The following is a 26047-nucleotide window of genomic DNA, read 5'->3' as shown; positions in this document are numbered from 1 at the left end:
CCCCTGAGGGGCCCCTGAAGCGACCTGAGGATTCCCTCAGGGAGGGCCGGGGCCGGGACGGGCGATACTCGGGACCATGCGCATCCTGGTGATCGAGGACGAGGAACGGATAGCCGCGTCGCTGCGGCGTGGCCTCACCGCCGTCGGCTACACGGTCGACGTGACGCACGACGGCGTCACCGGACTCCACCTCGCCCGCGAACACCGTTACGCCGCCGTCCTGCTGGACCTGATGCTGCCCGGCCTCAGCGGCTACCAGGTCTGCTCCCGGCTGCGCGCCGAGGGCAACGACGTGCCGGTGATGATGCTGACCGCGAAGAACGGCGAGTACGACGAGGCCGAGGGCCTGGACACGGGCGCCGACGACTACCTGGCGAAACCGTTCTCGTACGTCGTCCTGGAGGCCCGCCTGCGGGCCCTCGTCCGCCGCGGCGGCGCCCGCGTCCCCGCGCTCCTGGAGGCGGGCGACCTGTGGCTCGACCCGGCCCGCCGCACCTGCGGGCGCGGCCGGGAGCGGATCGTCCTCACGCCGAAGGAGTTCGCCGTCCTGCACTGCCTGCTGGGGAGGCTCGACGAGGTGGTGCCCGTGGCCGACCTCCTCGACGAGGTGTGGTCGGCGGACTTCACCGGCGACCCGAACATCGTGCACGTCTACATCAGCGCCGTACGGAAGAAGATCGACGCCCCCTTCGGCCGGGAGACGATCGAGACGGTGAGGGGCGCCGGCTACCGGGTGAGCGGCCGTGCGTGAGCCCCACCGCCCCGTGTGGGCGACCCGCCCGGTCTGGGCGTCCGGCCTGGCCGCCGCCCTGGTCGTCGGCGTCGCGGTGGCCTGGCTCCAGTACGCGGACCGGGCGGCCGGCCTGCGCTCCACCTGGCCCGCCGTCCACATCAACGACGACCGGGTCGGCCCGCAGATCGAGCAGATCACCACCTGGGGCACCTGGCTGGGGGCCCTGTACGTGGCCGTCGTCTGCCTCCTGGCGGGGAAGGGCGGCCCGTGGTGGGTACGGCTCCGGGGCGCGGCCGTCGCCGCCGCCGTGACGGCCGGCCTGTACACCGCGTACGGTCTCTGGCTCGTCCGCGAGAACGAGTACGGCAAGGTCGACGTCGCGGAGAAGGCGTTCCGCTGGGCCATCGCCTGCGTCGGCCCCTCCGCGGGCCTCATCACGGCGGCGGCGGTCGCGGCGGCGATGGGCCGGGGCGGGGCCAGGATCTCCTTCCGGGGTCGGGTGGCGCTGACGGCGGCGGGCGCCACGGGCGTGCTCTTCTTCGCGGCGGTCCGCACCTTCCAGACCCTCAACGACGCGCACGACACGCTCGACAAGGTCTACTGGATCGCCGTCACCACCGGCGTCCCCCTGACGGCCCTCCTGACGGGCTTCCTGGTGCACGTCATGGTCGCGAGGGCGCTGCGCCCGGTGGAGGCGATCCGCCGCGAACTGGCCGACATCACCGGCCAGTCCCTGGACCGCCGGGTCCCGGTCCCGCCGACGGGGGACGTCATCGCGGACCTGGCCCGCACGACCAACGCGACCCTCGACCGCGTGGAGGCCGCCGCCACCCGCCAGCGCGAGTTCACGGCCGACGCGGCCCACGAACTCCGCAGCCCCCTGGCCGCGTTGCGCGCCCAACTGGAGTCGGCCCTGCGCCACCCGGATTCGGTAGAGAACTGGCAGGAGGTGGTGAGGGAGGCGACGGAGGACGTCATCCGCCTCCAACACCTGACGGACGACCTCCTGTTGCTGGCCGGCCAGGGCTCGGCGGCCCCGGTCCGCGAACCGGTCGACCTGTCGGCCCTGGCGGAGGACCTGGTCCGCGAACACCAGCACCTCCCGGAAGCGAAAACCCTCCGCGTACGCTGCGAGGCCCCGGCGCCGGCGGTGATGCCGGGCAACCCGACCCACCTGGACCGCCTCCTCCGCAACCTCCTCACCAACGCCTGCCGCCACGCCCGTACGGAGGTGACCGTCACGGTCGCGCAGGCCCCCACCCACACCACCCTCACGGTCCAGGACGACGGCCCCGGCATCCCGCCCGCCGACCGCACCAGGGTCTTCGACCGCTTCACCCGCCTCGACACGGCCCGCACCCGCACCACCGGCGGCGCCGGCCTGGGCCTCCCGATCGCCCGGGACCTGGCCACCGCCCACGGCGGCACCCTCACGATCGGGGACTCGGAGGAGGGCGCCCTGCTGGTGGCCCGCTTTCCGGCGGGCGGCTGAGCGCGCCAGGCGTGGAGCCGTGCCGACTCTCAGCGGCGGTCCGTGGCCCGCGGATGCCCCGTGCCGGCGAAGGTGATCCAGCAGGTGTCGCGGGTGGTGTCGAGGAGGTACCAGACGCGGCCGCCGCCGGTCACCTCGATCTGCCACTGTTCGCAGGTCTGTCCCCGGTGGGTGCCGTGGGCCAGACTGCCCTTCAGCCGATGGTGGCGGGCAGTCTCCACGACGGGCCTGGGGGCCGTACGCATGGTGATCCAGGCGCGGTAGGTGTTCTCCCCGTGCCTGTTGGGCGAGGCTTTCCCAGCCCTTGGCCGAGGCCGCGTCCGCGAAGCGGACCTCCCAGTGGCCGTCCGGCGCCGGCGGTGCGGCGCGGTCGCCGCGCCCCGCGGTCATGCGGTGTCCCGAGGGTCCGGTACCGGCCCGTAGTCCTCGCCGTGGTCCCTGGTCAGCGCGGCCAGTAGATCGGGGTCGGAGTGGACCTCGGCGGTGTGCTGCCAGGCGATGAGCAGCTGGGCGACGGCCGCGCTGTTGCCGAGTGAGTCGGCGGCGCGCATGGTGTCGACCAGTTCGACGGCGAAGGCGTGGAGATCGGCCTCGGGCAGGAAGCGGACCCACGGGAAGGCGTCCGGCAGTATGCCGAGGAGCAGTTCCATGCTGCCGGGCTCCCGGCGCGCCATCGCGGCCAGCATCCGGGTGGCTGCGGACACCACGGTCTGGTCCTGCTCGGCCCGCGCCGCAGTGGTGAGGACCAGGTCCTCACCATCTCTGCGGTGCAGGAGCAGTCTCGGCGACTCCTGGAGCCGGGCGAGAGTCTGTTTGTTCTTGTTCACCAGCTCGGAGAAGTTCACTGCCGCGTTCTCGGTACCCATGACTTTGAAACTACTTCGAAACTTACTTAAGCGTCATCGCCCGAAAGAGGTAAAGCCCAGACGGAGCGGCGGGCCCGGGCGATCACGTGCTGAGCATCCGGGCCGAAGACAGCCGACTGGTGCAGTGTCTCCCACACCCGAAGGTGCGTGGCCAGGGTGTCCGCGTCTTCAAGCCACAGTTCGGCGTGCCAGGTCTCCGTGACCACGCGATCGTCGTAGATCCAGAAGCCATTGCCGGGAGGTAGCCGCAGGGTGGCGTCCAGAGGCACGATCCCGAGTCGTACGGTATCCATGCCCACGGTGCCCATGAGGCGGTCCAGCTGGGCCGCCAGGATCTCGGGAGGGCACACCTGGGCGTGAAGCGCTCCTTCCCACAGAAGGATGTGGTACTGCTTGCTCGCGTCGTACAGGCCCTCTTGCCGCCTCATGCGGGAGCGCACCGCTTCTTCGACATCCCGAGGTGTCTGGTGCAGTTCCGCGAAGCTGCTGAGCACCGCGCGTGCGTAGTCGGGGGTCTGGAGGACGCCGACGATCCAAGACGATTCCCAGGCTCGGAGGACCGTCGCGTTCGCTTGTGCCGCGTTGTGCGCTTCCTGCACTGGGCGTTGCCCTGAAGCGAGTTGCCGCCGCCAGGACCGGATGTGCGACTCGAAGCCTCTCAAGCGGGCGTGCAGCTCCCCGTACGCCTCCGGCTGTCCGGTGGCGTCCGCCCACGCTCGCAGGTCTTCCGCCGTGGGGGTCTGGCGTCCGTTCTCCAGTTTGCTGATCTTCGACTGCGGCCAGTCGAGCAGCCGCGCCAGGGCGGTACCGGTGAGACAGCCATGAGGGCTCTCGGAGCGCAGCTCTCGTAGCCTCCGCCCCAGTTCCTCACGTGCCCTCTGATAGTCCGTGCCGCTCACCGGTACTCGTTCCTTCTTCTACTCGCCTGGCTCTGCCGTGAACTCCCGGTAGGGCACGGCCTGGTGCCACGCCGCGTCACGGACCATGGCGTACCGGACGACTTCGGCCGGCTCGGTGATCAGTTCCACGTCCACGAGATTGTCCTCGTCGTCGAAACGCAGGAGCGCCACGAGCCGGCTGTCGAACAACCAGAAGTCCTCGGAGGGGACCCGGAGGGCGTCGGCCCGCGTACGTGACAGGTTCCGGATGTCCTCTCCGAGGGCTTCGTTCTTCTCGGCGTGGGCCGTGAGGTAGCGCTGCCCGTCGGTGGGCGGGGTATCGACGATTCGCACCCGGCAGACGATCGCCCCGCCTGTGGTCTTCTCCCTGATGGTCCGGGCCCACGGTGTTTCCAGGTTCCATGCAGGAGCCTCACCCCGGATGAACTGACCGTAGGTGTCGGTCGATTCATCAGACGCGTACCTGCGCCGGGTCTCCAGTCGCCATGCCGTGTGCTCAAAGTTCTCGAAGAGCTTGCCGAACGCATCGAGATCGATGATCCGCGCCTGCCGCGTCCTGTCCTTCGGGGCCCAGTCGGTCAGCAGCTCGCGTGGTACGACGACGGCAACCTCCCCCTCGCCCAGGTGCCGGAGCTGGTCCACGTCCCCCGGCTCCGTCAGGGGCGGCCCGTGAACGATCACCTCGCCCGACTCCAAGTCCTCGTGGACCGCCGGGCATCCTCCTTCGCCTGACCCTGTGCCGTTGAAGCGCAGCCTTCGCGTCATGCTCGATCACCTCTTCCGAGTCGAACGACGAGACACAGGGTGCCCGGGTCCTCTTACGAATGTCGAGGAATTCCCAACGGTCACGTGAGAATAGTCGAGAATATTCTCTCTCCGCCTCAACTTCCCTTCCCTACCGTCGATTTGTCAACCATGACCGATGCGGGGAGCGCACATGACCACGAAGTCCGAACCGGCCTCCGACGGCCGCCCCACAAGAGTGCCCGAGTACGGAACCGCCGCGCCGGGCGGGCAGACGTGTCCGAGGTGCCGGAGGATCATCGCGGCCGATGAGATGGCCCGTCGCCTCAGGATCATCGGAGCCCGTGAAGGAATGCCCGATGTCGAGTACGAGCACATCCGATGTCCCAAGGCGTGAAGCGTGCCCTGTCCGCCGAGTGCCGACTCGGCCGACGGCCTGGCTACGGAGACCTTCACGAGTGGTGCCGCCAGACCCGAGACGTACCCCTGCCGCACTCCGGTGGAGCGATCCTCCTCGTCCACAAGTGCCGGTGCCCGTGTCACCGGCGATAGAGGGGCAGCTCGGGATCCCGGCGAACGGGATGGCGGGTGAGGCGTGGTTCAGCCGCGTCGGGCTTCCAGCCCTTCTCGGATCTCGGTCGCGCGGTGTGAACCTGGGGGCGGGGAGGGCGGCCGGTCGAGGGCAAGGGCGCCCGCGGGTGCCGCTCGCTCGCCGGTGGGCACGGCCCGCCCCGCTTCCAGCCGCATCCGGGAATGGTCGTAGGCCCGACCCGTGTTGCCGCAGGCATGACGACGAACGCGCCGCGACCCGAGACCCTGCGATACACCGCCTTCTCCAGCAACCCCGACGGTGGAAACCCCGCCGGTGTCGTTCTGGACGCCACCGCTCTGGACGACGGCGACATGCAGGCCATCGCCGCCGAGCTCGGTTACTCGGAGACCGCGTTCCTGACCGCGCCCCCGGAGGGCCTCGGCGGGCCGGAGGGGCGGGTGTACGGCATCCGTTACTTCAGTCCCAAGGCCGAGGTGCCGTTCTGCGGGCATGCCACCATCGCGACCGCCGTCGCGCTCGCCGAGCGGACCGGCCCCGGGGAGCTGGTGTTCGCGACGCGCGCCGGTACCGTACCGGTGGAGGTGACCGAGGAGGGCGGGGCCCTCATGGCCACCCTCACCAGTGTCGAGCCGCGCATCGAGAAGATCGCCGACGCCGACCTCACGGAGGCGCTCGCCGCGCTCGGCTGGCCGGCCGCCGATCTCGACCCGTCCTTCCCGCCCCGTGTCGCGTTCGCCGGCGCCCGCCACCTCGTCCTCGCGGCGGCGACACGCGCGCGCCTCGCGGACCTCGCCTACGACTTCGCGCGCCTCGAAGCCCTGATGCACCGCCTGGACCTGGTCACGGTCCAGTTGGTGTGGCGGGAGTCGGCCACCGTCTTCCACGTCCGTGACCCGTTCCCCGTCGGCGGGGTCGTCGAGGACGCGGCGACCGGCGCCGCGGCCGCCGCGTTCGGCGCGTACGCCCGTGAACTCGGCCTGGTCCCCGAGGACGCCGTCCTCACCCTGCACCAGGGCGAGGACCTGGGCCGCCCCGGCGAACTCACGGTGACGCTGCGCCCCGGCGACCCCCGCGTCCGTGTCAGCGGGACGGGGGCCCGTATCGGCTGAGACGTCGTGGCTCAGCCGCGTCTGGCTTCCAGCCGTTCTCGGATCTCCGTGGCGTGGGCGCGGACTTGGGGGGCCGGGAGGGCAATCGGCCGGGGGCGGGGGAGCGTGGGGCCTTCGCCCCGGCAGGGGGCGCAGTCGCCGCCGTGGAGGGTGTCGGCGTAGCCGGGGGCACCGCACTTTCCGCATTCGAGGATGCGTGGGGGTGCGGGTTCGCGGCGGACGGGGAGGGGTGGGAGTTTGTCGGTGAGGCGGCGGCGGACGAGGCCGGCGGGGTGGTGGACGGGTTGGGGGAGGCCGCTGGTCAGGGTGCGCAGGATGTACTCCTCGTCGGCGTCCCGGGCGAACCAGTCCTCGACGAGGGGGATGAGGGAGCGGCATTCGGCGTGGGAGAGGGAGAGGGCGGGGGTCTCGCGTCCGAGGGCGGCGAGGAGGATGTAGGCGCGGGAGCGGGTCTGCTTCTTGGCCTCTTTCGGGACGTCGCCCTGCTGGAAGGCGGACCACCAGGCGCTGTCGCGGGGGGTGCGGGAGAACCAGGTGCGGGTGACCCACTTGCCGCCCAGGTGCTCGCGGCCCCGGCGCAGGTGGCCGGCGCGCTGGATGCGGTTGAGGGAGGTGCGCAGGGCGCACTGGCCGTAGGGGAGGTGCTTGGCCAGCGTCTTCACGGAGATGTCACTGCCGTCGGGCAGCCGGTCCACGTAGGCGGCGACGGCGGCCTCGCGGGCCGGGAGATGGGCGAAGTCCTGCGGGCCGCGCGGCTCCTGGTACGAAGCGGTCCGTTTGCCGTAGCCGGGATTGGCCAGAGGGTGTGCCACGTCACTAGAATTGGAGTCAGCCATGAGGCCCCTTGGAGAGTGCGGTCTTGTGGCGAGACCCCCGCGGGTGTTGGTAGCACCTTTGCGGGGGTCGCCTTTTTTCACAGGTACCAGGGTCACACTAAGGGCATATGACGCTCCGTGGCAAGTCGGCGACTCTTCGTGCTTGACCGGCCAACTCGCTGGGTGGTAGGGCGGGTTCAGTCCAGACCCGTACCCCTTCCGTAGAAACACCGCTCGGAGGTCGGAGCTTGAGCTTCGGGGCGGGTGGTGGCACGGCGGAAGGGGCCGGGCGTCCGCCCGGCCCCTCTTGTCGGTGGCCCGATCGCGCTGCGCGCGGCCTCTGCCGGACGGATCCCCCCTGGTTCCGCCGGGCGTCCCCCGAGACCGTGCGCTCCCCCGTCGACCGGGCCCCTGGATGGCACCGGCGGCTCCCCCGAAGTCGCCGCCGGTGCCGTCGTCCCCGTGGGGAGTGGCTTACTTGGCCGGGGCCTCGTGGCCCTCGCCGACGACCTTCTCCGTGATGGCGTCGACGGCCGGCTCGGAGGTGGCGTGCATGTCCTTGGTGGTGATGTCCGCCTCGCCCGAGCCCGTGATCTTGTCGGTGATGGCGTCGACGGCGGGCGTCGAGGTCGCGTGCATGTCCATGGGCTTGATGATCGGGTCCTGCTTCAGCGGATCGGTCATGCTCGTCAACTCCTGCGTGTGGGATAAGAGATGTGAGGAGATTCGACCGGTCTTCCCCCGTGGACGACTGGCCGAATCTCTCGGGCCGATCACCCTAACCCCCAGGGTTCCCGGCCTTGTCACCAGTCCGCCTGCCCCCCGACGCGGCGGCCTGTTGTGGGAACGAGCATGCCGGGCGGCGATAAACGAACGATGAACGCGCTGGCGGAGGCCGCTCTAGGCGGCCGTGGCCGGTGCCAGCAGTTCTCGTACCTGCTCCGCCTCCGCGGCCCCGAGGGCGTCGAAGACGTCCAGCGCCTCCTGCCAGCACGCCTGCGCCCGCCCGCTCTGGCCGAGGTGGAAGAGGGCGCGTCCGAGGACCGTCAGCACGTTGGCCCGCCGCCACTCGCCTCCGATGCCCCGGAGGACCGTGAGGGCCATCTCGGCGTTGGACGCCCCCTGGGCGTACCGGTGGGCCGCGAGATCCACCTCCGAGAGGCGGAACAGCGTCATGCCCTCCCACAGCCGCTGGCGGCTGTCGGCGAAGACGGTCAGGGCCTCCCGCAGGCGTTCGCCCGCGGCGGCGAGCTGGTTGTCCTGGGTGAGAGCCAGCCCCAGGGCGTACCGTCCGTTGGCTCCGCGCAGGGCGTGGCCCATGGAGTCGTATATCTCGGTGCCGCGGAGGGCCAGTTCGATCGCGCTCGACGTCCGTCCCATGGCGAGGTGGATGCGCGAGAGGTTGCAGAGGGCACTCGCCTCGCCGGGTTCGTCGCCGATGCCCCGGAACCGCTCGATGGCCTGGGTGAGGTGCTGCTCGCCCTCCGCGAAGCGGTTCTGGTAGAGCGCGATGATGCCCCGGGCGTTGGCGGACCAGCAGGCCGGTACCGGGTCGTCGGCCCTCTCCGCGCAGGGGAGCGCCAGTTCGGCGTCGCGGTCGGCCTCCTGGAAGCGGCCGGCGGTGTGGTGGACGCCCGCGAGGACCATGAGGGCACGGCCTTCGGCCTTGTCGTCCCGGAAGGCGCGCGCTGCGTCCCGGAGGACGGCGCCCGTCGCCTCGAACTCCCTCGAATTGGCTCCTGATTCGCCGAGGTCCAGGGACGCCCACAGCAGGTCCACGCCCCGGCGGAGGGTCGGGAGGGACGCGGCGGACTGGCGGGCGCAGGCGAGGAGGCAGTGGGACTCGGCGTAGAGCCAGTCCTGGGCCTCGTGGCGGTCGGTGAAGGTCAGGCCCTCGTAGTCGGTGCGCTCCAGGTGGTCGACCAGGCGGTCGCCGGGGCGTTCGATGGCGTAGACCCTGGCCGCCGTCGAGAGGTAGAAGTCGAGGAGGCGGGAGAGGGCGGCCTCCTTCTCCGACGGGGGGTGCTCGTCGCGGTCGGCGCACGCGCGCGCGTAGAGGCGGACCAGGTCGTGGTAGCGGTAGCGGCCGGGGGCCGCCGACTCGACGAGGGACGTGTCGACCAGGGCCTCCAGGAGGTCCTCCGTGCCCCAGAGGGGGAGGTCCAGGACCGCCGCGGCCGCCGCCAGGGAGATGTCCGGGCCGTCGGCCAGGCCCAGGAGGCGGAAGGCCCGCGCCTGCGCCGGTTCCAGCTGGCCGTAGCCCAGCTCGAAGGTGGCCTTCACCGCCAGGTCGCCGGCCTGGAGCTCGTCCAGGCGGCGGCGCTCGTCGGCCAGCTTCGCCGCCAGGACCGAGACCGTCCAGGTGCGGCGGGCCGCCAGGCGGGAGGCCGCGATGCGGATCGCCAGCGGCAGGAAACCGCAGGCCGCGACCACGTCCAGGGCCGCCTCGCGCTCCGAACGGACCCGCTCCTCCCCGACGATCCGGGTGAAGAGCTGAAGCGCCTCCTCCGGGGACATCACGTCCAGGTCCACCAGGTGCGCGCCCGCCAGGTCGACCATCCGGATGCGGCTCGTCACCAGGGCCGCGCAGCCCGCCGTGCCGGGCAGCAGGGGGCGGATCTGGGCGGCGTCCCGCGCGTTGTCGAGGAGGACCAGGACCCGGCGGCCGTCGAGGGTGGAGCGGTACAGGGCCGCCCGGTCCTCCAGGGAGTCGGGGATGGCCGAGTCCGGCGTCCCGAGGGCGCGGAGGAAGGAGCCGAGGACCGTCTCCGGCGCGGCGGCGCTCGCCCCCGCGCCCTGGAGGTCCACGTACAACTGGCCGTCGGGGAAGCGCGGTCGGGCCTCGTGGGCCACGTGCACGGCGAGCGTCGTCTTGCCGACGCCGCCGATCCCGGCGAGCGCCGACACCGCCATCACCGAGCCCTCGGCCGTGGCCAGTCGCTCGCTCAGTTCGTTGACGAAGGCTGTCCTGCCCGTGAAGTCGGGGACCGTCGCCGGGAGTTGTGCCGGGCGGGCGAGGGGCGGGGCGGCCGGGGCCTGCTCCTCCACGGGGCGGGCCAGTTCGGCGTCGCCCTGGAGGATGCGCTGCTGGAGGCGGGAGAGTTCGGGGGTCGGGTCGACGCCGAGCTCGTCGGCGAGGAGCCTGCGGGTGTCCGCGTACACGGCGAGCGCCTCCGCCTGCCGCCCGCCGCGGTAGAGCGCGAGCATCAGCAGCTCGCGCAGGCGCTCGCGCAGCGGGTGCGCGGCGGTGAGCGCGGTCAGTTCGGAGACGGCCTCGGCGTGCGCGCCGATCTCCAGGTCGATGTCGAGGCGGGTCTCCAGGAGGGTGAGCCGCCACTCCTCCAGGCGGGTCCGCTGGTTCTCGGCGTACGGGCCCGGCACGGAGGCCAGCACCTCGCCGTCCCACAGGTCAAGGGCCTCGGCGAGCCGGGTCCGGGCGGCGGCCCGGTCGCCCCGCGCCCGCAGCTTCTCGGCCTCGGCGGCCAGTTCACGGGCCCGGGTGAGGTCGAGCGCCGCGGCCCGGAGGGCGTACCCGCCGGACTCGCTGACCAGCACCTCGGGGCCGAGGGCCTTGCGGAGCCGGGAGGCGTACGTACGGAGCGCGGCGAGCGCCTGCGACGGGGGCTCCTCGCCCCAGAGCGCGTCGATGAGCTCGCCGGCGGTGGCGGTCCTGCCGCCCCGCAGGAGCAGCGCGGCGAGCAGGGCCCGCTGCTGCGGCGAACCGGTGGCCAGGGGCTCGCCGTCCCGCCAGGCCCGCACGGGGCCCAGGACGCCGAAGCGGAGGGCGGGAGTGGGGGCGGGGGCGGGGGTGACGGTGGCGGTTCCGGCGGAACCCGCAGGCGGCCCCGCGACCCCCGTCGGAACGGCTTCCCCCGCCGTCCCCCTTCTCTGCCGGGGTACGCCGAAGTCCGCCCCGGCCTCGTTCCCGCCGGGGCCCTGCGCCGGGACGCGCGGCCCGTTCTCCTGCCCCATGGCTCCCCCTGCCCTGCCGGTGGTATCGCCCCGGACAGTCTGCCTTGTCCGGAGGGAGCGCGTCAGCATGGGGGCGACCGTTGTGGAGGAGCTGTGACGGGGCCCCGCCGTCACGATAGCTGACGGTTCGTCAGATCAGCGCTACCGTGAACGGCATGGAGACCCAGGAGACCTTCCCCAGGATCATCTCGGTGGACGACCACACCGTGGAGCCCCCGCACGTCTGGCGGGACCGGCTCCCGTCCCGGTACCGCGACACGGGGCCGCGGATCGTCCGGGCCCCGCTGAAGGAGATGACCTTCCTCGGCGGCAAGTTCGCGCCCGTCATGGGCGCGAAGGGCGACGACGGGCCCGTGGGCGACTGGTGGGTGTACGAGGACCTGCACCGGCCCCTCACCCGGCTCGACACGGCCGTCGGCTACGACCGCGACGAGATACGCCTCGAAGTCATCACCTACGAGCAGATGCGGCCGGGGTCCTTCTCCGTGCCCGACCGGCTCGCCGACATGGACGTCAACCACGTCCAGTCCGCCCTCTGCTTCCCGACCTTCCCCCGCTTCTGCGGCCAGACCTTCACCGAGGCCGCCGACCGCGAGCTCGGCCTGCTCTGCGTGCGCGCGTACAACGACTGGATGGTGGAGGAGTGGTGCGGGCCCGAGGCGCACGGGCGGCTCGTGCCGCTCGCCCTCATCCCCCTCTGGGACCCCGAGCTGGCCGCCGCCGAGGTGCGGCGGAACGCCGCCCGGGGCGTCCGCGCGGTCGCCTTCTCCGAGATCCCGCCGCACCTGGGCCTCCCCTCGGTCCACACCGACCACTGGGACCCCTTCCTCCGCGCCTGCGACGAGACCGGCACGGTCATCGCGATGCACATCGGCTCGTCCAGCCGGATGCCGTCCACCTCGGCGGACGCCCCGCCGGCGGTCGGCTCCACGATCACCTTCGCCAACTGCTGCTTCTCGATGGTCGACTGGCTGATGAGCGGCAAGTTCGAGCGCTTCCCGAACCTGCGGATCATGTACGCCGAGGGCCAGATCGGCTGGATCCCGTACATCCTGGAGCGGGCGGACGTGGTCTGGGAGGAGAACCGCGCCTGGGGCGGGGTCGCCGACAAGGTCACCCGGCCGCCGTCGGAGCTCTTCGCCGGCCATGTGTACGGCTGCTTCTTCGACGACGCCTTCGGGCTTCGCAACCTCGACGCGATCGGCGTCGGGAACGTCCTCTACGAGACGGACTACCCGCACTCCGACTCCACCTGGCCCCGGTCGAAGGAGGTCGGCGAGGCCCAGATGGGTCACCTGGCGCCCGACGTCGTCGAGCGGATCGTGCGCGGCAACGCGATCGAGCTGCTGGGGCTCACGCCGGAGGGCCTCTGGCGGCCCTGACCGGGCTTCCGCTCACCTCATCGGCCCAATGAGGCGGCTCCCTGATGGCCGAGTGCGATGAAACGCGCACCAATGGTAGTCACGTGTGCGTTTCATGCACACGCGAGACAGCCATGGTGGACACCCTCCGGGATGTTCATGAACGGAGCCTGTGACATGACCACCGACCTTCCGCACATCCCACCGGCGGACGACGACATAGAACCGAGCAGTGGATCCACCCCGGGACCGGCCCGCCGGTCCGCTGTCTCCCCGTCTTCGCCCCCTTCCTCTTCTTCCTCCTCTTCCTCTCCGTCCCGGGCGCCCGGCGTGCCGCCCCTCCCCGACCGCCCGGCCCTGCTCCCCGCCGTGCCGGCCGACCCCGCTGCCGCGGTCCTTCCGGCCGTCCCCGAGAAGACGGTCGCCCCGGACCAGGAGGGCGGTTCCGGGGACTCCGGGGACGACGCCGTCCACACCCTCCTGCGGACGGCGGCGACCGAGCGGCCGGTGGAGGAGGTCGCCGCGCTGGTGGCCCGGCTCCAGGAGACCGGTGAACTCTCCAGCCCCGCGGACGTGGCGCTCCGCGCCGCCGCCGTCACCCGCCCCCTGGGCGAGGTGCGCCAGCTGCTCGCGCTGCTCAACGCCTCGGGGTACGACCTCCACCAGGCCGAGACCACGCTCCGCGCCGCGGCGGTGGGCCGGCCGATCGAGGACGTCGTCCAGCTCGTCGGCATCCTCGGCGCCGACAGCAGCGACTGGCAGCCCACGTCGGGCGGGAACACCGCGGCGCGGGAGACCGGGCCGGCGCGGGAAACCGGGCCTGCGCGGGAGACCGGGCCTGCGCGGGAGACCGGGGCGAAGAAGCACGACGGGCGTGCCCCCGAACGGCGCGTCTCGGTCCTGAACAGCGCCCTGGCCACGGGCCCCGGCAGCCACGACGCCTCGCCCGCCCTGCGGTCGGCGCTGCGCTGGCCCGCGGCGGTCGCCCTGTTCGTCTGCGGCCTCGTCCACCTGCCGACGGACCTCGCCGGCCTCCGCTCGGGCGGGGAGGCGCAGACGCTGTCCGTGATCGTCAGCGTGCTCTCCCTGGTGTGCGCCGTGTGGCTCGCCTCCCGGGACACCCTGATCGCCTGGGCCGCCTCCGCGGGGATCGCCGTCGTCGTCATCGTGCTCCACGGGGTCGCGAGCGCCCGCGCCGTCGACCTGCTCGGGGCCAGTCTCGGCACCACCTACGCCTGGGCGAGGGCACTGGCGCTGCTGAGCGCCATGGCCGTCGTCTTCCTCGCGGGATCGGCGCTCGTGCGCCACGCGAAGGCGGCGGCCGCGCCGGACGGCACCTGACCGCACCGTCGTACCGCCGCGAAATCCCCTCCCCGCCCGGGCAGCTCCCCGCTGCCCGGGCGGGTGTGCGTACGCGGAGAGACCACACGCGAGCGCCGAAGGTCTCGCCCCCACCCCTTGCCTGATGGTCCGTCAGGTACGAGCATGGGCCCCGCTCGCCCACGTGACGGTTCGTCAGAGGCAGGGTCCAGGGGGTCCCCATGGTGGTCTACGGGATGCAGCTGCCCGTCCAGTCCCAGTCCGCGATCTACGCCGAGAGCTGGGAAGCCGCCGCCGGGCCCGCCGATCTGCTCGCCGTCGCCCGCGCCGCCGACGCGTACGGCTTCGGCTACGTCGCCTGCTGCGACCACGTGGCGATCCCGCGCCGCCTCGCCGCCGCCATGAGCACCGTCTGGTACGACCCGGTCGCCACGCTCGCCTTCCTCGCCGCCGCCACCGAGCGGGTCCGGCTGCTCTCGCACGTCGCCGTCGTCGGGCTCCGGCACCCGCTGGTCACCGCCAAGGCGTACGCGACCGTCGACCACCTCTCCGGCGGCCGGCTGGTCCTCGGGGTGGGTGCCGGGCACGTGCGGGAGGAGTTCGAGGCGGTCGGGGCGGACTTCGAGGGGCGCGGCGGGGTGCTCGACGAGACGGTCGACGCGCTGCGGGCGGCGCTCGGGCCCGAGGAGTACCCGGAGCACGCGGGGGAGCGGTTCGCCTTCAAGGACCTGGGGCAGCGGCCCCGGCCCGCCCAGGAGCGGGTGCCGGTCTGGGTGGGCGGCTCCTCGCCGGCGGCGGTGCGGCGGGCCGCGCTCAGGGGCGACGGCTGGCTGCCGCAGGGCGACCCCCGGGACGTGCTGGCCGGCCGGATCGGGCGGATCCGGCGGCTGCGCGAGGAGGCCGGGCTCGCGGAGCCCTTCGTCTTCGGCGCGATCGCCGAGCCGCTGTACGTCGGCGCCCCCGGCTGGGAGGTCGGGCGGCGCACGCTCAGCGGCGCGCCCGAGGAGCTGGCGGCCTCGCTCCGGGAGTACGGGGCGATGGGCGTCGGCCAGATCCAGGTGCGGTTCCGCAGCCGGAGCCGTACCGAACTCATCGAGCAGATGGCGGCCTTCGCCGAAGAGGTCGCCCCTCATCTCTAAGGGGTACGGGCATGGGCAAGCTGGACGGGCGGGTCGTCATCGTCACCGGTGCGGCGCGCGGGCAGGGCGAGCAGGAGGCGCGGCTCTTCGCCGCCGAGGGGGCGAGGGTGGTCCTCGCGGACGTGCTCGACGGCCCCGGGGAGGCCCTGGCGAAGGAGCTGGGGGAGGAGCGGGCCGCCTACGTCCACCTGGACGTTACCCGCGAGGAGGAGTGGGCGGCGGCGGTGGAGGCGGCCAAGGAGCGGTTCGGGAAGATCGACGCACTGGTGAACAACGCCGGCATCCTCCGCTTCAACGAGCTGCTCTCGACCCCCCTGGAGGAGTTCCAGGCGATCGTCTCCGTCAACCAGACCGGCTGCTTCCTCGGCATCCGGGCCGTGGCGCCGGAGATCGCCGCGGCCGGCGGCGGCACGATCGTCAACACCGCCTCGTACACGGGGGTGACCGGGATGGCCGGGGTCGGCGCCTACGCGGCCTCCAAGCACGCGGTGCTCGGGCTGACCCGGGTGGCGGCGCTCGAACTGGCGCCGAAGGGGATCCGGGTGAACGCGGTCTGCCCCGGCGCGATCGACACCCCCATGAGCAACCCGGAGGGGGTGGACCCGGCCGCCACCGAGGAGCTGTACCGCAGGCTCGTGCCGCTCGGCCGGATCGGCCGCCCGGAGGAGGTGGCGGCCCTCGCCCTCTTCCTGACCTCGGACGACTCCTCGTACGTGACGGGCCAGCCGTTCGTCGTCGACGGGGGCTGGCTGGCCGGGGTCTCCCTCTTCTGACCGCATCCTCTTCCGACCGCAGCGGACAGCTGCATCTGACGAGCCGTCAGGTATTGACAGGGGTCGGCACATCCAAGAATCTGACGTCACGTCAGAAACTCACGAGGACGGTGACCACCGTGGAATTCGGGATCTTCGTACAGGGATACGTCGGCAAGCGCGCCGAGACCGATCCCGAAGCCGAGCACAAGGCCCTCATCGAGGAGACCGAGTACGTCATCCAGGCCGACAAGTCCCGCTTCAAGTACGCCTGGGCCTCCGAGCACCACTTCCTGGAGGAGTACTCGCACCTCTCGGCCAACGACGTCTACCTGGGCTACCTCGCCCACGCCACCGAGCGCATCCACCTCGGCTCCGGCATCTTCAACCCGCTCGCCCCCGTCAACCACCCGGTGAAGGTCGCCGAGAAGGTCGCCATGCTCGACCACCTCTCCGAGGGGCGCTTCGAGTTCGGCTCCGGACGAGGAGCGGGCTCCCACGAGATCCTCGGCTTCTTCCCGGGCATCACGGACATGAACCACACCAAGGAACTCTGGGAGGAGACCATCGCCGAGTTCCCCAAGATGTGGCTCCAGGACGAGTACGCCGGCTTCCAGGGCAAGCACTGGTCGCTCCCGCCCCGCAAGATCCTCCCCAAGCCGTACGGCGCCTCCCACCCCGCCATGTGGTACGCCGCAGGCTCCCCGTCCTCCTACGCCATGGCCGGGAGGATGGGCCTCGGCGTCCTCGGCTTCAGCGTCCAGAAGGTCTCCGACATGGAGTGGGTCGTCGAGTCCTACAAGAACGCCATCAAGGAGGCCAGGGCGGTCGGCGACTTCGTCAACGACAACGTCATGGTCACCTCCACCGCGATCTGCGCCGAGACCCACGACAAGGCCGTCGAGATCGCCGTGAACGGCGGCCTCAACTACCTCCAGTCGCTGCTCTTCCGCTACCACGACACCTTCCCCCGCCCCGAGGGCGTCCCCGAGTGGCCCGAGCTGCTCCCCGAGTACTCCGCCGAGATCATCGAACTCCTCATCGCCGAGGAGCTGATGATCTGCGGCGACCCGGGCGAGGTCCTCGCCCAGTGCCGCCGCTGGGAGCAGGCCGGCGCCGACCAGCTCTCCTTCGGCCTGCCGATCGGGATCTCCTACGAGGACACGATGAACACGATCAAGCTGATCGGCGAGCACGTGATCCCCGAGATCGACACGGACCCCGTCCACCGCACCACCCGCTTCCGCGAGGCCGCGGGCCGCTAGCGGACCCTCCCCCAAGGTCTTCGACCAGGGGGCACCCCCACCCCAAGGTCTCCGACCAAGGGACACCCCCACGTGGGCGGCGTCTTCCCGGACCGCCGCCCGCGCAGCCCCGGCCGGAGCCCCCGCGGCGGCCCCGGTCCGGGGCGCACCCGCGCCCCCACGCGGAACGCACCCGTGCAGAAAGGGACCGTCATGCTCGACCACCTGATCAAGGGCGCCACCGTCGTGGACGGCACCGGCGCCCCCGCCCGCGTCGCGGACGTCGGCATACGCGACGGACGGATCGTGTTGCCGCCCCCCGGTGAGCAGGCCCGTACCACCGAGGACGCCCACGGCCTCGTCCTCGCCCCCGGCTTCGTCGACCCGCACACCCACTACGACGCCCAGCTCTTCTGGGACCCGTACGCCACCCCCTCCATGAACCACGGCGTCACCACCGTCGCCGGCGGCAACTGCGGCTTCACCCTCGCCCCGCTCCACCCGGACCGCCCCGAGGACGCCGACTACACCCGCCGCATGATGTCCAAGGTCGAGGGCATGGCCCTGGCGGCCCTCGAAGAGGGCGTCGACTGGAGCTGGTCCTCCTTCGGCGAGTACCTGGACGCCCTGGAGGGACGGATCGCCGTCAACGCCGGGTTCATGGTCGGCCACTGCGCCCTGCGCCGGTACGTGATGGGCGAGGACGCCGTCGGCGGACAACCCACGCCCGAGCAACTCACCGCGATGACCGCCCTGCTCAAGGAGGCCATGGAGGCCGGCGCCTGGGGCCTGTCCACCACCCAGTCCGCCACCCACTCCGACGGCGACGGCGCCCCCGTCGCCTCCCGGCACGCCACCCCCGCCGAGCTGATCGCCCTGTCGAAGGCGGTCGGCGAGCACGAGGGCACCCAGATCGAGGCGATCCTCGCCGGCTGCCTCGACCGCTTCTCCGACGCCGAGATCGACCTCTTCGTCGAGATGTCGGCGGCCGCCGGACGCCCGCTGAACTGGAACGTCCTCACCATCGACGCCACCGTCCCCGACCGCGTCCCCCGCCAGCTCCTCGCCTCCGAACGGGCCCGCAAGTCCGGCGGCCGGATCGTCGCCCTCACCATGCCGATCCTCACCCCCATGAACATGTCGCTCGGCACCTTCTGCGCCCTCAACCTCATCCCCGGCTGGGGCGAGATCCTCGCCCTCCCCGTCCCCGAACGGATCGCGAGGCTCCGCGACCCGCAGGTGCGGGCCGGGATGCTGCGCCGCGCCGACTCCAGGGAGGCCGGCGTCTTCCGGCGCCTCGCCGACTTCGGCCGGTACGTCATCGGCGACACGTACAGCCGCGAGAACGAGGGCCTGACCGGCCGGGTGGTGAAGGACATCGCCGCCGAGCGCGGCCAGGACCCCTTCCAGTGCCTCGTCGAGATCTGCGCCCACGACGACCTGAGGACCGTCCTGTGGCCGATGCCGACCGACAACGACCCGGCCTCCTGGGCGCTGCGCGCCGAGACCTGGCAGCACGAGGACGTCCTGCTCGGCGGCTCCGACGCGGGCGCCCACCTGGACCGCATGTGCGGAGCCCCGTACACCACCCGCTTCCTCGGCGACTGCCTGCGCGGCCGGAAGCTGGTGCCGCTTGAGCAGGCCGTACGGATGCTCAGCGACGACCCGGCGCGGCTCTTCGGGCTCCGCGAGCGGGGCCGGATCGCCGAGGGGTACCACGCCGACCTGGTCCTCTTCGACCCGGAGCGGATCGACGCGGGCCCGGCGACCCTCGTCCACGACCTGCCCGGCGCCAGCCCGCGCCTGGACTCCCGCGCCGTCGGGATCGTCTCCGTCCACGTCAACGGCGTGGAGACGGTCCGGGACGACGAGGTGACCGGCGCGATCCCCGGGCGCGTCCTGCGCTCGGGCCGCGACACGAGGACGGTGAGCACGCGATGAGCGGCACGGAGAGCATCACGGAGCGCCTGTACATAGGAGGGGAGTGGACCGAGCCCGACGGCGGCCACTACGAGGTGGTGAACCCGGCCACCGAGGAGCCCGTCGGCCTCGCCCCCGAGGCGTCCGGGAAGCAGGTGTACGAGGCGGCCGCGGCGGCCCGCGAGGCCTTCGCCTCCTGGTCGCGCACCAAGCCCGGCGACCGGGCCGCGCTCCTCGACCGGGCCGCCGCGATCATGGCCAGGGACGCCGACGCCCACACCGCCCTCGCCCGCGCCGAGACCGGCGCCACCACCGCCACCGCCCGCGGCATGCAGGTGGCGGTCGGCGCCTCCCGCTTCCGCCGGTACGCGCGCGGCGCCCTGGAACCGGTCGAGGAGGCCCTGCCGCCGCAGGTCAACGAGGCCGGTCCGATGGGGCGGGCGGGCGTCTTCGGGGCGGTCGCGGTACGGCGCCCGGTCGGCGTCGTCACCTGTGTCACCTCGTACAACAACCCCTGGGCCAACCCGGCCGGCAAGATCGCCCCGGCGCTCGCCATGGGCAACACGGTCGTGGTGAAACCGGCCCCGCAGGACCCGCTGTCGGTCTTCGCGATGGTCCGCGCCCTGGAGGAGGCGGGCGTCCCGGCGGGTGTCGTCAACCTGGTGACCGGCTCCGCGCCCGCCGTGGGCGAGGCGGCCGTCGACTCCCCGGACGTCGACATGGTCTCCTTCACCGGCTCCACCGCCGTCGGCCGGGCCATCGGCGAGGTCTGCGGCCGGTCGATGAAACGGCAGCTGATGGAGCTCGGCGGCAAGGGCGCGGCGCTCGTCCTCGACGACGCCGACCTGGACTCCGCCGTCCTCGGCATCGGCACGACCTTCTCCTTCTACAGCGGCCAGATCTGCACGGCCCCGACCCGGGTCCTCGCCCAGCGGGGCGTGTACGAGCGCCTGGTGGAGAAGCTGGCCGCGTACGCGGGACACCTGAAGGTGGGCGACCCGGCCGCGAAGGGCACGGTCGTCGGCCCGGTGATCTCGGCGGCCCACCGCGAGCGGGTGGAGGCGTACGTGGAGCTCGGCCGGAAGGAGGGCGCGCGGGTCGTCGCGGGCGGCGAGCGCCCTTCGGGCCCCGGCCTGGACCGCGGCTTCTACGTGGCGCCCACGCTGCTCGCCGACTGCACGAACGGGATGCGGGTGGTACGGGAGGAGATCTTCGGCCCGGTCGTCGTGGTCGTCCCCTTCGACGACGAGGAGGAGGGCATCGCGCTCGCGAACGACAGCGACTACGGCCTGATCGACTACGTGTGGTCCGGCGACGTCGCCCGCGCCTTCCGGATCGCGGCCCGGCTGCGGGCCGGCGGGGTCGGGATCAACACGGTCGGCCGGAACATGGAGGCGCCTTTCGGCGGCTTCAAGCAGAGCGGGGTGGGGCGGGACGTGGGCTCGTACGCGCTTCACGCCTACAGCGAGCTCCAGGCGGTGGTCTGGCCGGGCTGACCGGCCGGTACAAAAGGCCGGAGCCCAGTCCCCCCAAGGGTTCCCGCCCCCTCGGGGGCGCCCGGGAAAATTCCTCGGGAAAATTTAGAAACGGACATTTCGGGCTTAGCTGCGGTTCCCGCATATCGGACACCCGGCGATGGGCCTACCGGTTGGTCGGTCCTCCGGGTTGGTCGATCTTTCAATCAATGGCGGGTGCCCTGATTTCGCCTGCCATTACAAGGCGTCGGGCGATCAAGGGATCGGAGCTGATCCCTCCGGATAAGGAAACCGCAGCACTTACCGTCCTGTTCATGACTCAGGTGGAAGCACGGCCCCAGGCCGGAGACACGGTAAGGGGCGTCAACGCGCCCGGCGACGCCCAGGGTGTTCGCGACAAGGGACTGGGCGGGAACTCCGTCGGCCTGATGGGCGGCGCCGTCATCGGCGTCTCGACCGTCGCCCCCGTCTACTGTCTGACCTCCACGCTCGGCCCCACGGTCGGCGAGGTCGGACTCCAGATGCCCGCGATCTTCCTCATGGGCTTCCTGCCGATGCTCCTCGTCGCATTCGCATACCGCGAGCTGAACCGGGCCCTGCCCGACTGCGGCACCTCCTTCACCTGGACGGTGAAGGCCTTCGGCCCCAAGATCGGCTGGATGTGCGGCTGGGGCCTGCTGATCGCCACCGTCGTCGTCCTCTCCAACCTCGCCGGCGTGGCGACCTCCTTCTTCTGGCTCACCGCCGGAGAGATCACCGGCAGCGACTCGGTCGCCGCCCTCGACGGCAACAAGGCCGTCCACATCGCCACCACCCTGGTCTTCATCGCCGCCGCCACCGCGATCAGCTACCGCGGCATCACGGCCACCAAGTGGGTCCAGTACGCCCTGGTGGGCCTCCAGCTCGCAGTGATCGCGATCTTCGCCTTCATGGCCATCAGCAAGGCCGACCAGGTCGCCGGCTCGCTCGACTTCTCCTTCAGCTGGCTGAACCCCTTCGGCGTCGAGTCCTTCTCCGCCTTCACCGCCGGTCTCTCCCTCTCGATCTTCATCTACTGGGGCTGGGACGCCTGCCTCTCCATCAACGAGGAGAGCACCGGCAGCGCCCGCACCCCCGGCCGCTCCGCCCTCCTCGCGATGGTCGTCATCGTCGCCTCGTACCTGGTCGTCGCCATCGCCGTACAGATGTACGCGGGCATCGGCGAGACCGGCACCGGCCTCGGCAACCCGGACACCGCCGACAACGTCTTCGCCGTCCTCGCCGGCCCGATCATGGGCTCCGGCCTCGGCATCCTCCTCTTCGTCGCGGTCCTCGCCTCGGCGGCGGCCAGCCTCCAGACCACCTTCATCCCGGTCGCCCGCACCGCCCTCGCGATGAGCACCTACGAAGCCTTCCCCCCGGCCTTCGCGAAGGTCCACCCCCGCTTCAAGACCCCGGGCCGCGCCACGGTGGTGGCAGGCGTCGCGACGGGCGTCTTCTACGCGGTGATGAGCCTGGTCAGCGAGAACGTCCTGGTCGACACGATCTACGCGCTCGGCCTGATGATCTGCTTCTACTACTCGATCACCGCCTTCGCCTGCGTCTGGTTCTTCCGCAAGGAGCTGACCGCCTCCTTCTCGAACCTGATGGTCAAGGGCGTCCTCCCCGGCATCGGCGGCCTGATGCTGACCGCCGTCTTCGGCAAGACCCTCTACGACATGTGGGACCCGGCCTACGGCTCCGGCTCCTCGGTCCTGGGCGTCGGCTCCGTCTTCGTCATCGGAGTCGGCCTCCTCCTCCTCGGCGCGGTCCTCATGCTGGTCATGCAGCGCCGCAGCCCCGCCTTCTTCCGGGGCGAGGTCCTGACGAAGGAGACGCCGGCGCTGGTGGTCGCCGACTGAGCCGCACAGACACCTGAGTCAGCCAGAAACGCGAAGGCGGCGGGCCCGTGGGGGGATCCGTCGCCTTCGTCCTTTCCGGCCTTCCGGCTCCGCCGGTCGCCGTCTCGGTCCGGTGAGGCTTTCCGCGTTCTGGATCCACATGGGAAGGTGCCGGCCCTCCACCCTGACGCTGTCCCCGACGCGTACGCCCACCCGGTGGCTCTCGGGCAGAGAACGCGGGACCTCCGCGAGCGTATCGGCGCGCTTCCAGGATGAGCAGGTCCTCGCGCCCATGGCTGGGGGAGACGAGTCTCTACGGCGCCGTGTCACGTAGGTCGGGACGGTTCCTGGGCAGTCCGAAGCCCGCCATCTGCTTCTCCTCGTAGGACAAGAAGCCGAGGCTCCGGTAGAACGCGTGGTTGCGCTTGCCTTCCGGTGATGACTCGTGGTCCGTGGACAGGAGGAAGAAGCGGCAGTGCGAGTAACGTCGTATCAGGTGTTCGACCAGGGCCCGGCCGACGCCCTGTCGGCGATGCGCAGGGTCGACCACGACGTCCTGGACGTAGCAGATGTGTTCGTCGTCGGAGACGGTTCGGGCCAGCCCGAGGAGCGTTCCTGAACCGTCTCGTGCGGTGATGACGAGGTGAGAGTTCCGCAGGCCGCGGCAGAGCTTGTCGACATCGGAGGTGTAGCCTTCCCAGCCGACCGAGCCGTAGAGGGTCAGCATCTCCTCAGGATCGAAAACGTCCTCGTCCGCGATGAACACGCCGAACCCCCTGCGGCGGTGCCGCTTCTCGATGCCGACTTCTCACCGCATCTGACGCCATGCTCGTCAGCCACGTCAAGATCGGCAGCAGGCGAGCTCAGCCGACCTGGGCGGGTTCCTCGGCTCGGGCGTCGGCAAGTCCCGCGTCACCCTCGTGGGCAACCCCGTCAACGGCAACGGCGCCGTCCAGGCCGTGTACGAGGCGTGGGGCTACCGGACGATCGGCGGACAGCAGCCGTTCGCCGGCTCCCCCGTCTTCGCCTGCATGACACGCGAACTGCGCTGACCTCCCCTTCAGAACCAGAACGCCTCCTGCGGACCAGGGAGGGGGGCCGCAGGAGGCGGGGAAGGTTCGACGAAGTACGACGTGTCAGTGTCGGCCGGGCAGCAGATTCTCCACGGCCTGGTTGGTGGCGGGCATGTCGGCGGCAGCGGGCGGCAGGGGCTTCGGGTTCAGGACGCCGCTGAGCGGGACGACCGATGGGAGGTTCAGCCCGCCCGTGTCGGCCGCCGCGGTTCCGGCGGAGGCGAGGCCGCCGGTGGCGGCGAAGGCGGTCAGGGCGGCTGCGGTGAGGATCTTCTTCATGCCCGTCCCAACGCGGCCCCGCGCGACCGGTTACGGCTCCGCGATGAGGGCGGTCGCGACGGTGCGGAAGCCGAGGCGGGCGTAGAGGCGTTCCACGGTCGCGTCCGAGGCCGTGAGGAAGACGAGGTCGACGCCGAGCGCCCTGGCCTCTGCGACCAGCGTGGCGGTCACCGCGAGGCCCAGGCCCCGGCGGCGTGCCCCCGGGCGGGTGCCCACGCCTACGACCTCCGCCACGTCTCCGACCGGCTGGACCTGGCCGCCTGCCAGGGCCTCGCCGGTCTCCGTGTCGAAGGCTGCCGCCAGGACGGTGAGGCCGGCGGTGATCCGGGCGGCGACGCGGGCGGTGTCCGCCGGGGTCGGGGTGGCGCCGAAGGCCGCGTACGGGGCCGCCACGGCGTCCGCGAGGCGAGGGTCGGTGGCGTCCAGGGTGCGTACGAGGGCGCCTGCGGGGGCCGGGGCGGGGCGCGGGGCGGTCGACAGGACCATCAGCGGATGCTCGTGGACCACGAGCCCGCTCGCCTCCACCGCGGCGCGCAGGCCGGGTGTCGTCTCCGCCACCCACTCGAACGCCTCCGGCATCCCCAGCTCCCGCTGCCGGGTCCGTACCCGCTCCACGTCCTCCACGGTCGCCCCGCCGCCGTGCCCGAGCGCGGGCCGCGCGTAGAACGGCCACCCGTCGGCCCCCTCCCGGACGAACAGGGTCAGGGGCCCGAACTCCTCCGCGCGGGCGGAGGAGCGGGGGACGGTGTCGTAGTACGTCTCGATTCGCTTCAGCACGCGGGCCACCGTAGGGGCGGGGTGGGGGCGGCGCAGCCGGATTCCGGCCGGGAACCGATGGCGGTGCGATCCTGTCACCCTTACCGACAGGGGGGAACGACGATGAACACGCCGCACACCTGCCCGGGCTGCGGGCGCGACGACTTCGTGCAGGCCGTGCCCGCCGTGTACGTCGCGGGCCGGGACGCCGTGACCAGCCGCGAGCGGAACCAGAACGGCCACATGCGGACCGTGACGCGGACGGTCACCACGGGGCTCGCCGACGCGCTCGCGCCGGTGCCGCCGAAGCCGACGTACGCGCTCGGCTGCCTCGGCCTCCTCGCCGCGGCCGTCTCCGTCGGCGCCTTCCTCGGCGGGGTCTTCGCCGGGGACTGGTTCCGGGACGAGCCCGTGGCGTACGGGTGGTACGAGGTGACGGGGGAGATGCCCGGGCTTTCGACGGACTACGGGTTCCTGGGGTGGATCTCGGCGGTCGCGCTGGCCGTCGCCGTCCTCGTGTTCGCCGTCGTGTACCGGCGCAGGGCCGCCTTCGCCCGTCTGATCCGGGACCGGGCGCGGGCCGAGGAGCTGTGGTCCCACGGCTGGTACTGCCACCGCTGCGGCACGGTCCATTTCGTGGGTGTCCCCGGCGAGGTCCGGGCCCCGCTGACCCTCCAGCGCTTCCGCGAGAAGGTGTGGGAGCGCGGCGGGTACGGTGCCCTGGCGGCGGAGCGGCGGGCGGTGGATCCGGCGCGGGACCTCGACACGTATCGGTGAGGCCGGGCCGCCGGCCGGTGTCGTGCCTCTCGGCATCCGGGGCCCCAGCCCCTACCGTGCCCTCATGCGGATCTCGACCACGATCTTCCTGACCGACGAGACCATCACCCCCGTGCGGCTCGCGCGCGAGCTGGAGGCGCGGGGCTTCGCCGGGCTGTATCTGCCCGAGCACACCCACATTCCCCTCTCTCCCGACACCGAGCACCCGGCGGGCGGGCCGATCGCCCGGGAGTACGGGCGGACCCTGGACCCCTTCGTCGCCCTCGGGCAGGCGGCGGCCGTCACCGAGCGGCTCGGGCTCGGCACCGGCGTCACGCTGCTCGCGCAGCACGATCCGATCGCGCTCGCCAAGCGGATCGCGACGCTCGACCACCTCTCCGGCGGCCGGTTCACCCTCGGTCTGGGGTACGGGTGGAACCGGGAGGAGGCCGCCGACCACGGGGTCGCCTGGGGCAGCCGCCGGGAGCTCGTGCGCGACCGGCTCGCGCTGATGCGGGCGCTGTGGGCGCCGGAGCCGACGGCGTACGAGGGGGCCTTCGGGCACTCCGTACGGGCCTCCGAGGCGTGGCCGAAGCCCGTCGGCGGGGCGCCGCGGGTCCTGCTCGGCGGGGCGGCCGGGCCGAAGCTGTTCGCGGCGGTCGCCGAGCAGGCCGACGGCTGGCTGCCGATCGGCGGGCGCGGTCTGACGGAGAACCTGCCGGTGCTGCGGCGGGCCTGGGAGGAGGCGGGGCGCGACCCGAAGGCCCTCCAGGTCGTCCCGTACGCGGTCCTCCCGAACCCCGGCAAGCTCGCCCACTACGCGGAACTCGGCTGCGAGGAGGTCGTTCTTCAGCTTCCGCCCGCCGGGGCGGACGAGGTGCTGCGGGTCCTTGACGCGTACGCCGTCCATCTGCCCTGACCGTCGTGGGC

Annotated in this window: 24 protein-coding genes; 14 read left to right on the top strand and 10 right to left on the bottom strand. The window is 72.1% G+C overall.

Annotation, left to right across the window (positions count from 1 at the left end):
* The first annotated feature begins 76 nt into the window (after positions 1-76).
* Together QK442_RS07375 and QK442_RS07370 are read left to right on the top strand one after the other, a co-directional pair.
* Positions 77-751, top strand: a complete 675-nt coding sequence (locus QK442_RS07375) for a response regulator transcription factor (protein ID WP_282693028.1) — start codon at positions 77-79, stop codon at positions 749-751.
* Positions 744-2225, top strand: coding sequence for a HAMP domain-containing sensor histidine kinase (locus tag QK442_RS07370; protein ID WP_282693027.1), 1482 nt, complete (start codon positions 744-746; stop codon positions 2223-2225). The genes QK442_RS07375 and QK442_RS07370 overlap by 8 nt, the downstream gene beginning before the upstream one ends.
* A gap of 29 nt (positions 2226-2254) precedes the next feature.
* On the opposite strand, the gene QK442_RS07365 is transcribed toward QK442_RS07370, so the two are convergent.
* From QK442_RS07365 to QK442_RS07350, 4 genes are all read right to left on the bottom strand, one after another.
* Entirely contained in the window at positions 2255-2470 is a 216-nt protein-coding gene (locus tag QK442_RS07365; RefSeq protein ID WP_282693026.1) for a hypothetical protein, read from the bottom strand.
* 141 nt (positions 2471-2611) lie between these two features.
* Positions 2612-3091 (bottom strand): hypothetical protein, encoded by a 480-nt coding sequence (locus tag QK442_RS07360; protein ID WP_282693025.1) that lies wholly within the window; start codon positions 3089-3091, stop codon positions 2612-2614.
* 26 nt (positions 3092-3117) lie between these two features.
* Positions 3118-3990, bottom strand: a complete 873-nt coding sequence (locus QK442_RS07355) for a helix-turn-helix transcriptional regulator (RefSeq protein ID WP_282693024.1) — start codon at positions 3988-3990, stop codon at positions 3118-3120.
* An 18-nt stretch (positions 3991-4008) separates the two neighbouring features.
* Positions 4009-4755, bottom strand: coding sequence for a DUF6879 family protein (locus QK442_RS07350; RefSeq protein ID WP_282693023.1), 747 nt, complete (start codon positions 4753-4755; stop codon positions 4009-4011).
* A 765-nt stretch (positions 4756-5520) separates the two neighbouring features.
* Between QK442_RS07350 and QK442_RS07345 the strand changes: the two genes are divergently transcribed.
* Positions 5521-6396 carry a PhzF family phenazine biosynthesis isomerase gene (locus tag QK442_RS07345; protein ID WP_282693022.1) on the top strand — a complete coding sequence of 292 codons (876 nt, stop codon included), beginning with the start codon at positions 5521-5523 and terminating at the stop codon, positions 6394-6396.
* 11 nt (positions 6397-6407) lie between these two features.
* Here the strand turns inward: QK442_RS07345 and QK442_RS07340 are convergent, their stop codons facing one another.
* From QK442_RS07340 to QK442_RS07330, 3 genes are all read right to left on the bottom strand, one after another.
* The gene (locus tag QK442_RS07340; RefSeq protein ID WP_282693021.1) at positions 6408-7232 is read right to left on the bottom strand and encodes a hypothetical protein; all 825 of its coding nucleotides are present in this window, start codon (positions 7230-7232) and stop codon (positions 6408-6410) included.
* Positions 7233-7685: 453 nt separating this feature from the next.
* Positions 7686-7895 carry a hypothetical protein gene (locus tag QK442_RS07335; RefSeq protein ID WP_282693020.1) on the bottom strand — a complete coding sequence of 70 codons (210 nt, stop codon included), beginning with the start codon at positions 7893-7895 and terminating at the stop codon, positions 7686-7688.
* A 216-nt stretch (positions 7896-8111) separates the two neighbouring features.
* Positions 8112-11183, bottom strand: coding sequence for a BTAD domain-containing putative transcriptional regulator (locus QK442_RS07330; RefSeq protein WP_282693019.1), 3072 nt, complete (start codon positions 11181-11183; stop codon positions 8112-8114).
* A gap of 155 nt (positions 11184-11338) precedes the next feature.
* Here QK442_RS07330 and QK442_RS07325 point away from each other — a divergent pair, with 155 nt between their 5' ends.
* From QK442_RS07325 to QK442_RS07290, 8 genes are all read left to right on the top strand, one after another.
* Positions 11339-12565, top strand: a complete 1227-nt coding sequence (locus QK442_RS07325) for an amidohydrolase family protein (protein ID WP_282693018.1) — start codon at positions 11339-11341, stop codon at positions 12563-12565.
* 309 nt (positions 12566-12874) lie between these two features.
* On the top strand, positions 12875-13885 hold the full coding sequence (locus QK442_RS07320; protein WP_282693017.1) for a hypothetical protein: 1011 nt from the start codon (positions 12875-12877) through the stop codon (positions 13883-13885).
* A 200-nt stretch (positions 13886-14085) separates the two neighbouring features.
* Positions 14086-15003, top strand: coding sequence for a TIGR03619 family F420-dependent LLM class oxidoreductase (locus QK442_RS07315; RefSeq protein ID WP_282693016.1), 918 nt, complete (start codon positions 14086-14088; stop codon positions 15001-15003).
* An 11-nt stretch (positions 15004-15014) separates the two neighbouring features.
* Positions 15015-15776 (top strand): SDR family NAD(P)-dependent oxidoreductase, encoded by a 762-nt coding sequence (locus QK442_RS07310; protein WP_282693015.1) that lies wholly within the window; start codon positions 15015-15017, stop codon positions 15774-15776.
* A gap of 119 nt (positions 15777-15895) precedes the next feature.
* Complete coding sequence (locus tag QK442_RS07305; RefSeq protein WP_282693014.1) at positions 15896-17020, top strand: LLM class flavin-dependent oxidoreductase; 1125 nt, start codon at positions 15896-15898, stop codon at positions 17018-17020.
* Between the two features lie 192 nt (positions 17021-17212).
* A complete protein-coding gene (locus tag QK442_RS07300) occupies positions 17213-18940 on the top strand; it encodes a D-aminoacylase (RefSeq protein WP_282693013.1) in 1728 nt (575 codons plus the stop codon).
* Positions 18937-20415, top strand: a complete 1479-nt coding sequence (locus QK442_RS07295; RefSeq protein ID WP_282693012.1) for an aldehyde dehydrogenase family protein — start codon at positions 18937-18939, stop codon at positions 20413-20415. Before QK442_RS07300 ends, QK442_RS07295 begins: the two co-directional genes overlap by 4 nt.
* Before the next feature lie 293 nt (positions 20416-20708).
* Complete coding sequence (locus tag QK442_RS07290) at positions 20709-22274, top strand: APC family permease (protein ID WP_282693011.1); 1566 nt, start codon at positions 20709-20711, stop codon at positions 22272-22274.
* A 292-nt stretch (positions 22275-22566) separates the two neighbouring features.
* Here QK442_RS07290 and QK442_RS07285 read toward each other — a convergent pair whose 3' ends face one another.
* Complete coding sequence (locus QK442_RS07285; RefSeq protein ID WP_282693010.1) at positions 22567-23019, bottom strand: GNAT family N-acetyltransferase; 453 nt, start codon at positions 23017-23019, stop codon at positions 22567-22569.
* Positions 23020-23173: 154 nt separating this feature from the next.
* Here QK442_RS07285 and QK442_RS07280 point away from each other — a divergent pair, with 154 nt between their 5' ends.
* A complete protein-coding gene (locus tag QK442_RS07280) occupies positions 23174-23305 on the top strand; it encodes an acetyltransferase (protein WP_282693009.1) in 132 nt (43 codons plus the stop codon).
* An 84-nt stretch (positions 23306-23389) separates the two neighbouring features.
* On the opposite strand, the gene QK442_RS07275 is transcribed toward QK442_RS07280, so the two are convergent.
* Entirely contained in the window at positions 23390-23605 is a 216-nt protein-coding gene (locus tag QK442_RS07275; RefSeq protein WP_282693008.1) for a hypothetical protein, read from the bottom strand.
* Between the two features lie 30 nt (positions 23606-23635).
* The gene (locus QK442_RS07270) at positions 23636-24391 is read right to left on the bottom strand and encodes a GNAT family N-acetyltransferase (protein ID WP_282693007.1); all 756 of its coding nucleotides are present in this window, start codon (positions 24389-24391) and stop codon (positions 23636-23638) included.
* Between the two features lie 93 nt (positions 24392-24484).
* Between QK442_RS07270 and QK442_RS07265 the strand changes: the two genes are divergently transcribed.
* Together QK442_RS07265 and QK442_RS07260 are read left to right on the top strand one after the other, a co-directional pair.
* Positions 24485-25138 carry a hypothetical protein gene (locus tag QK442_RS07265; protein ID WP_282693006.1) on the top strand — a complete coding sequence of 218 codons (654 nt, stop codon included), beginning with the start codon at positions 24485-24487 and terminating at the stop codon, positions 25136-25138.
* A gap of 64 nt (positions 25139-25202) precedes the next feature.
* Positions 25203-26036 (top strand): TIGR03619 family F420-dependent LLM class oxidoreductase, encoded by an 834-nt coding sequence (locus QK442_RS07260; RefSeq protein ID WP_282693005.1) that lies wholly within the window; start codon positions 25203-25205, stop codon positions 26034-26036.
* Positions 26037-26047: the final 11 nt, after the last annotated feature.

Origin of the sequence: Streptomyces sp. CC208A, assembly GCF_030010625.1 — a bacterium.
Lineage (GTDB): Bacteria > Actinomycetota > Actinomycetes > Streptomycetales > Streptomycetaceae > Streptomyces.
This window is presented reverse-complemented; position numbering and strand designations above follow the sequence as displayed.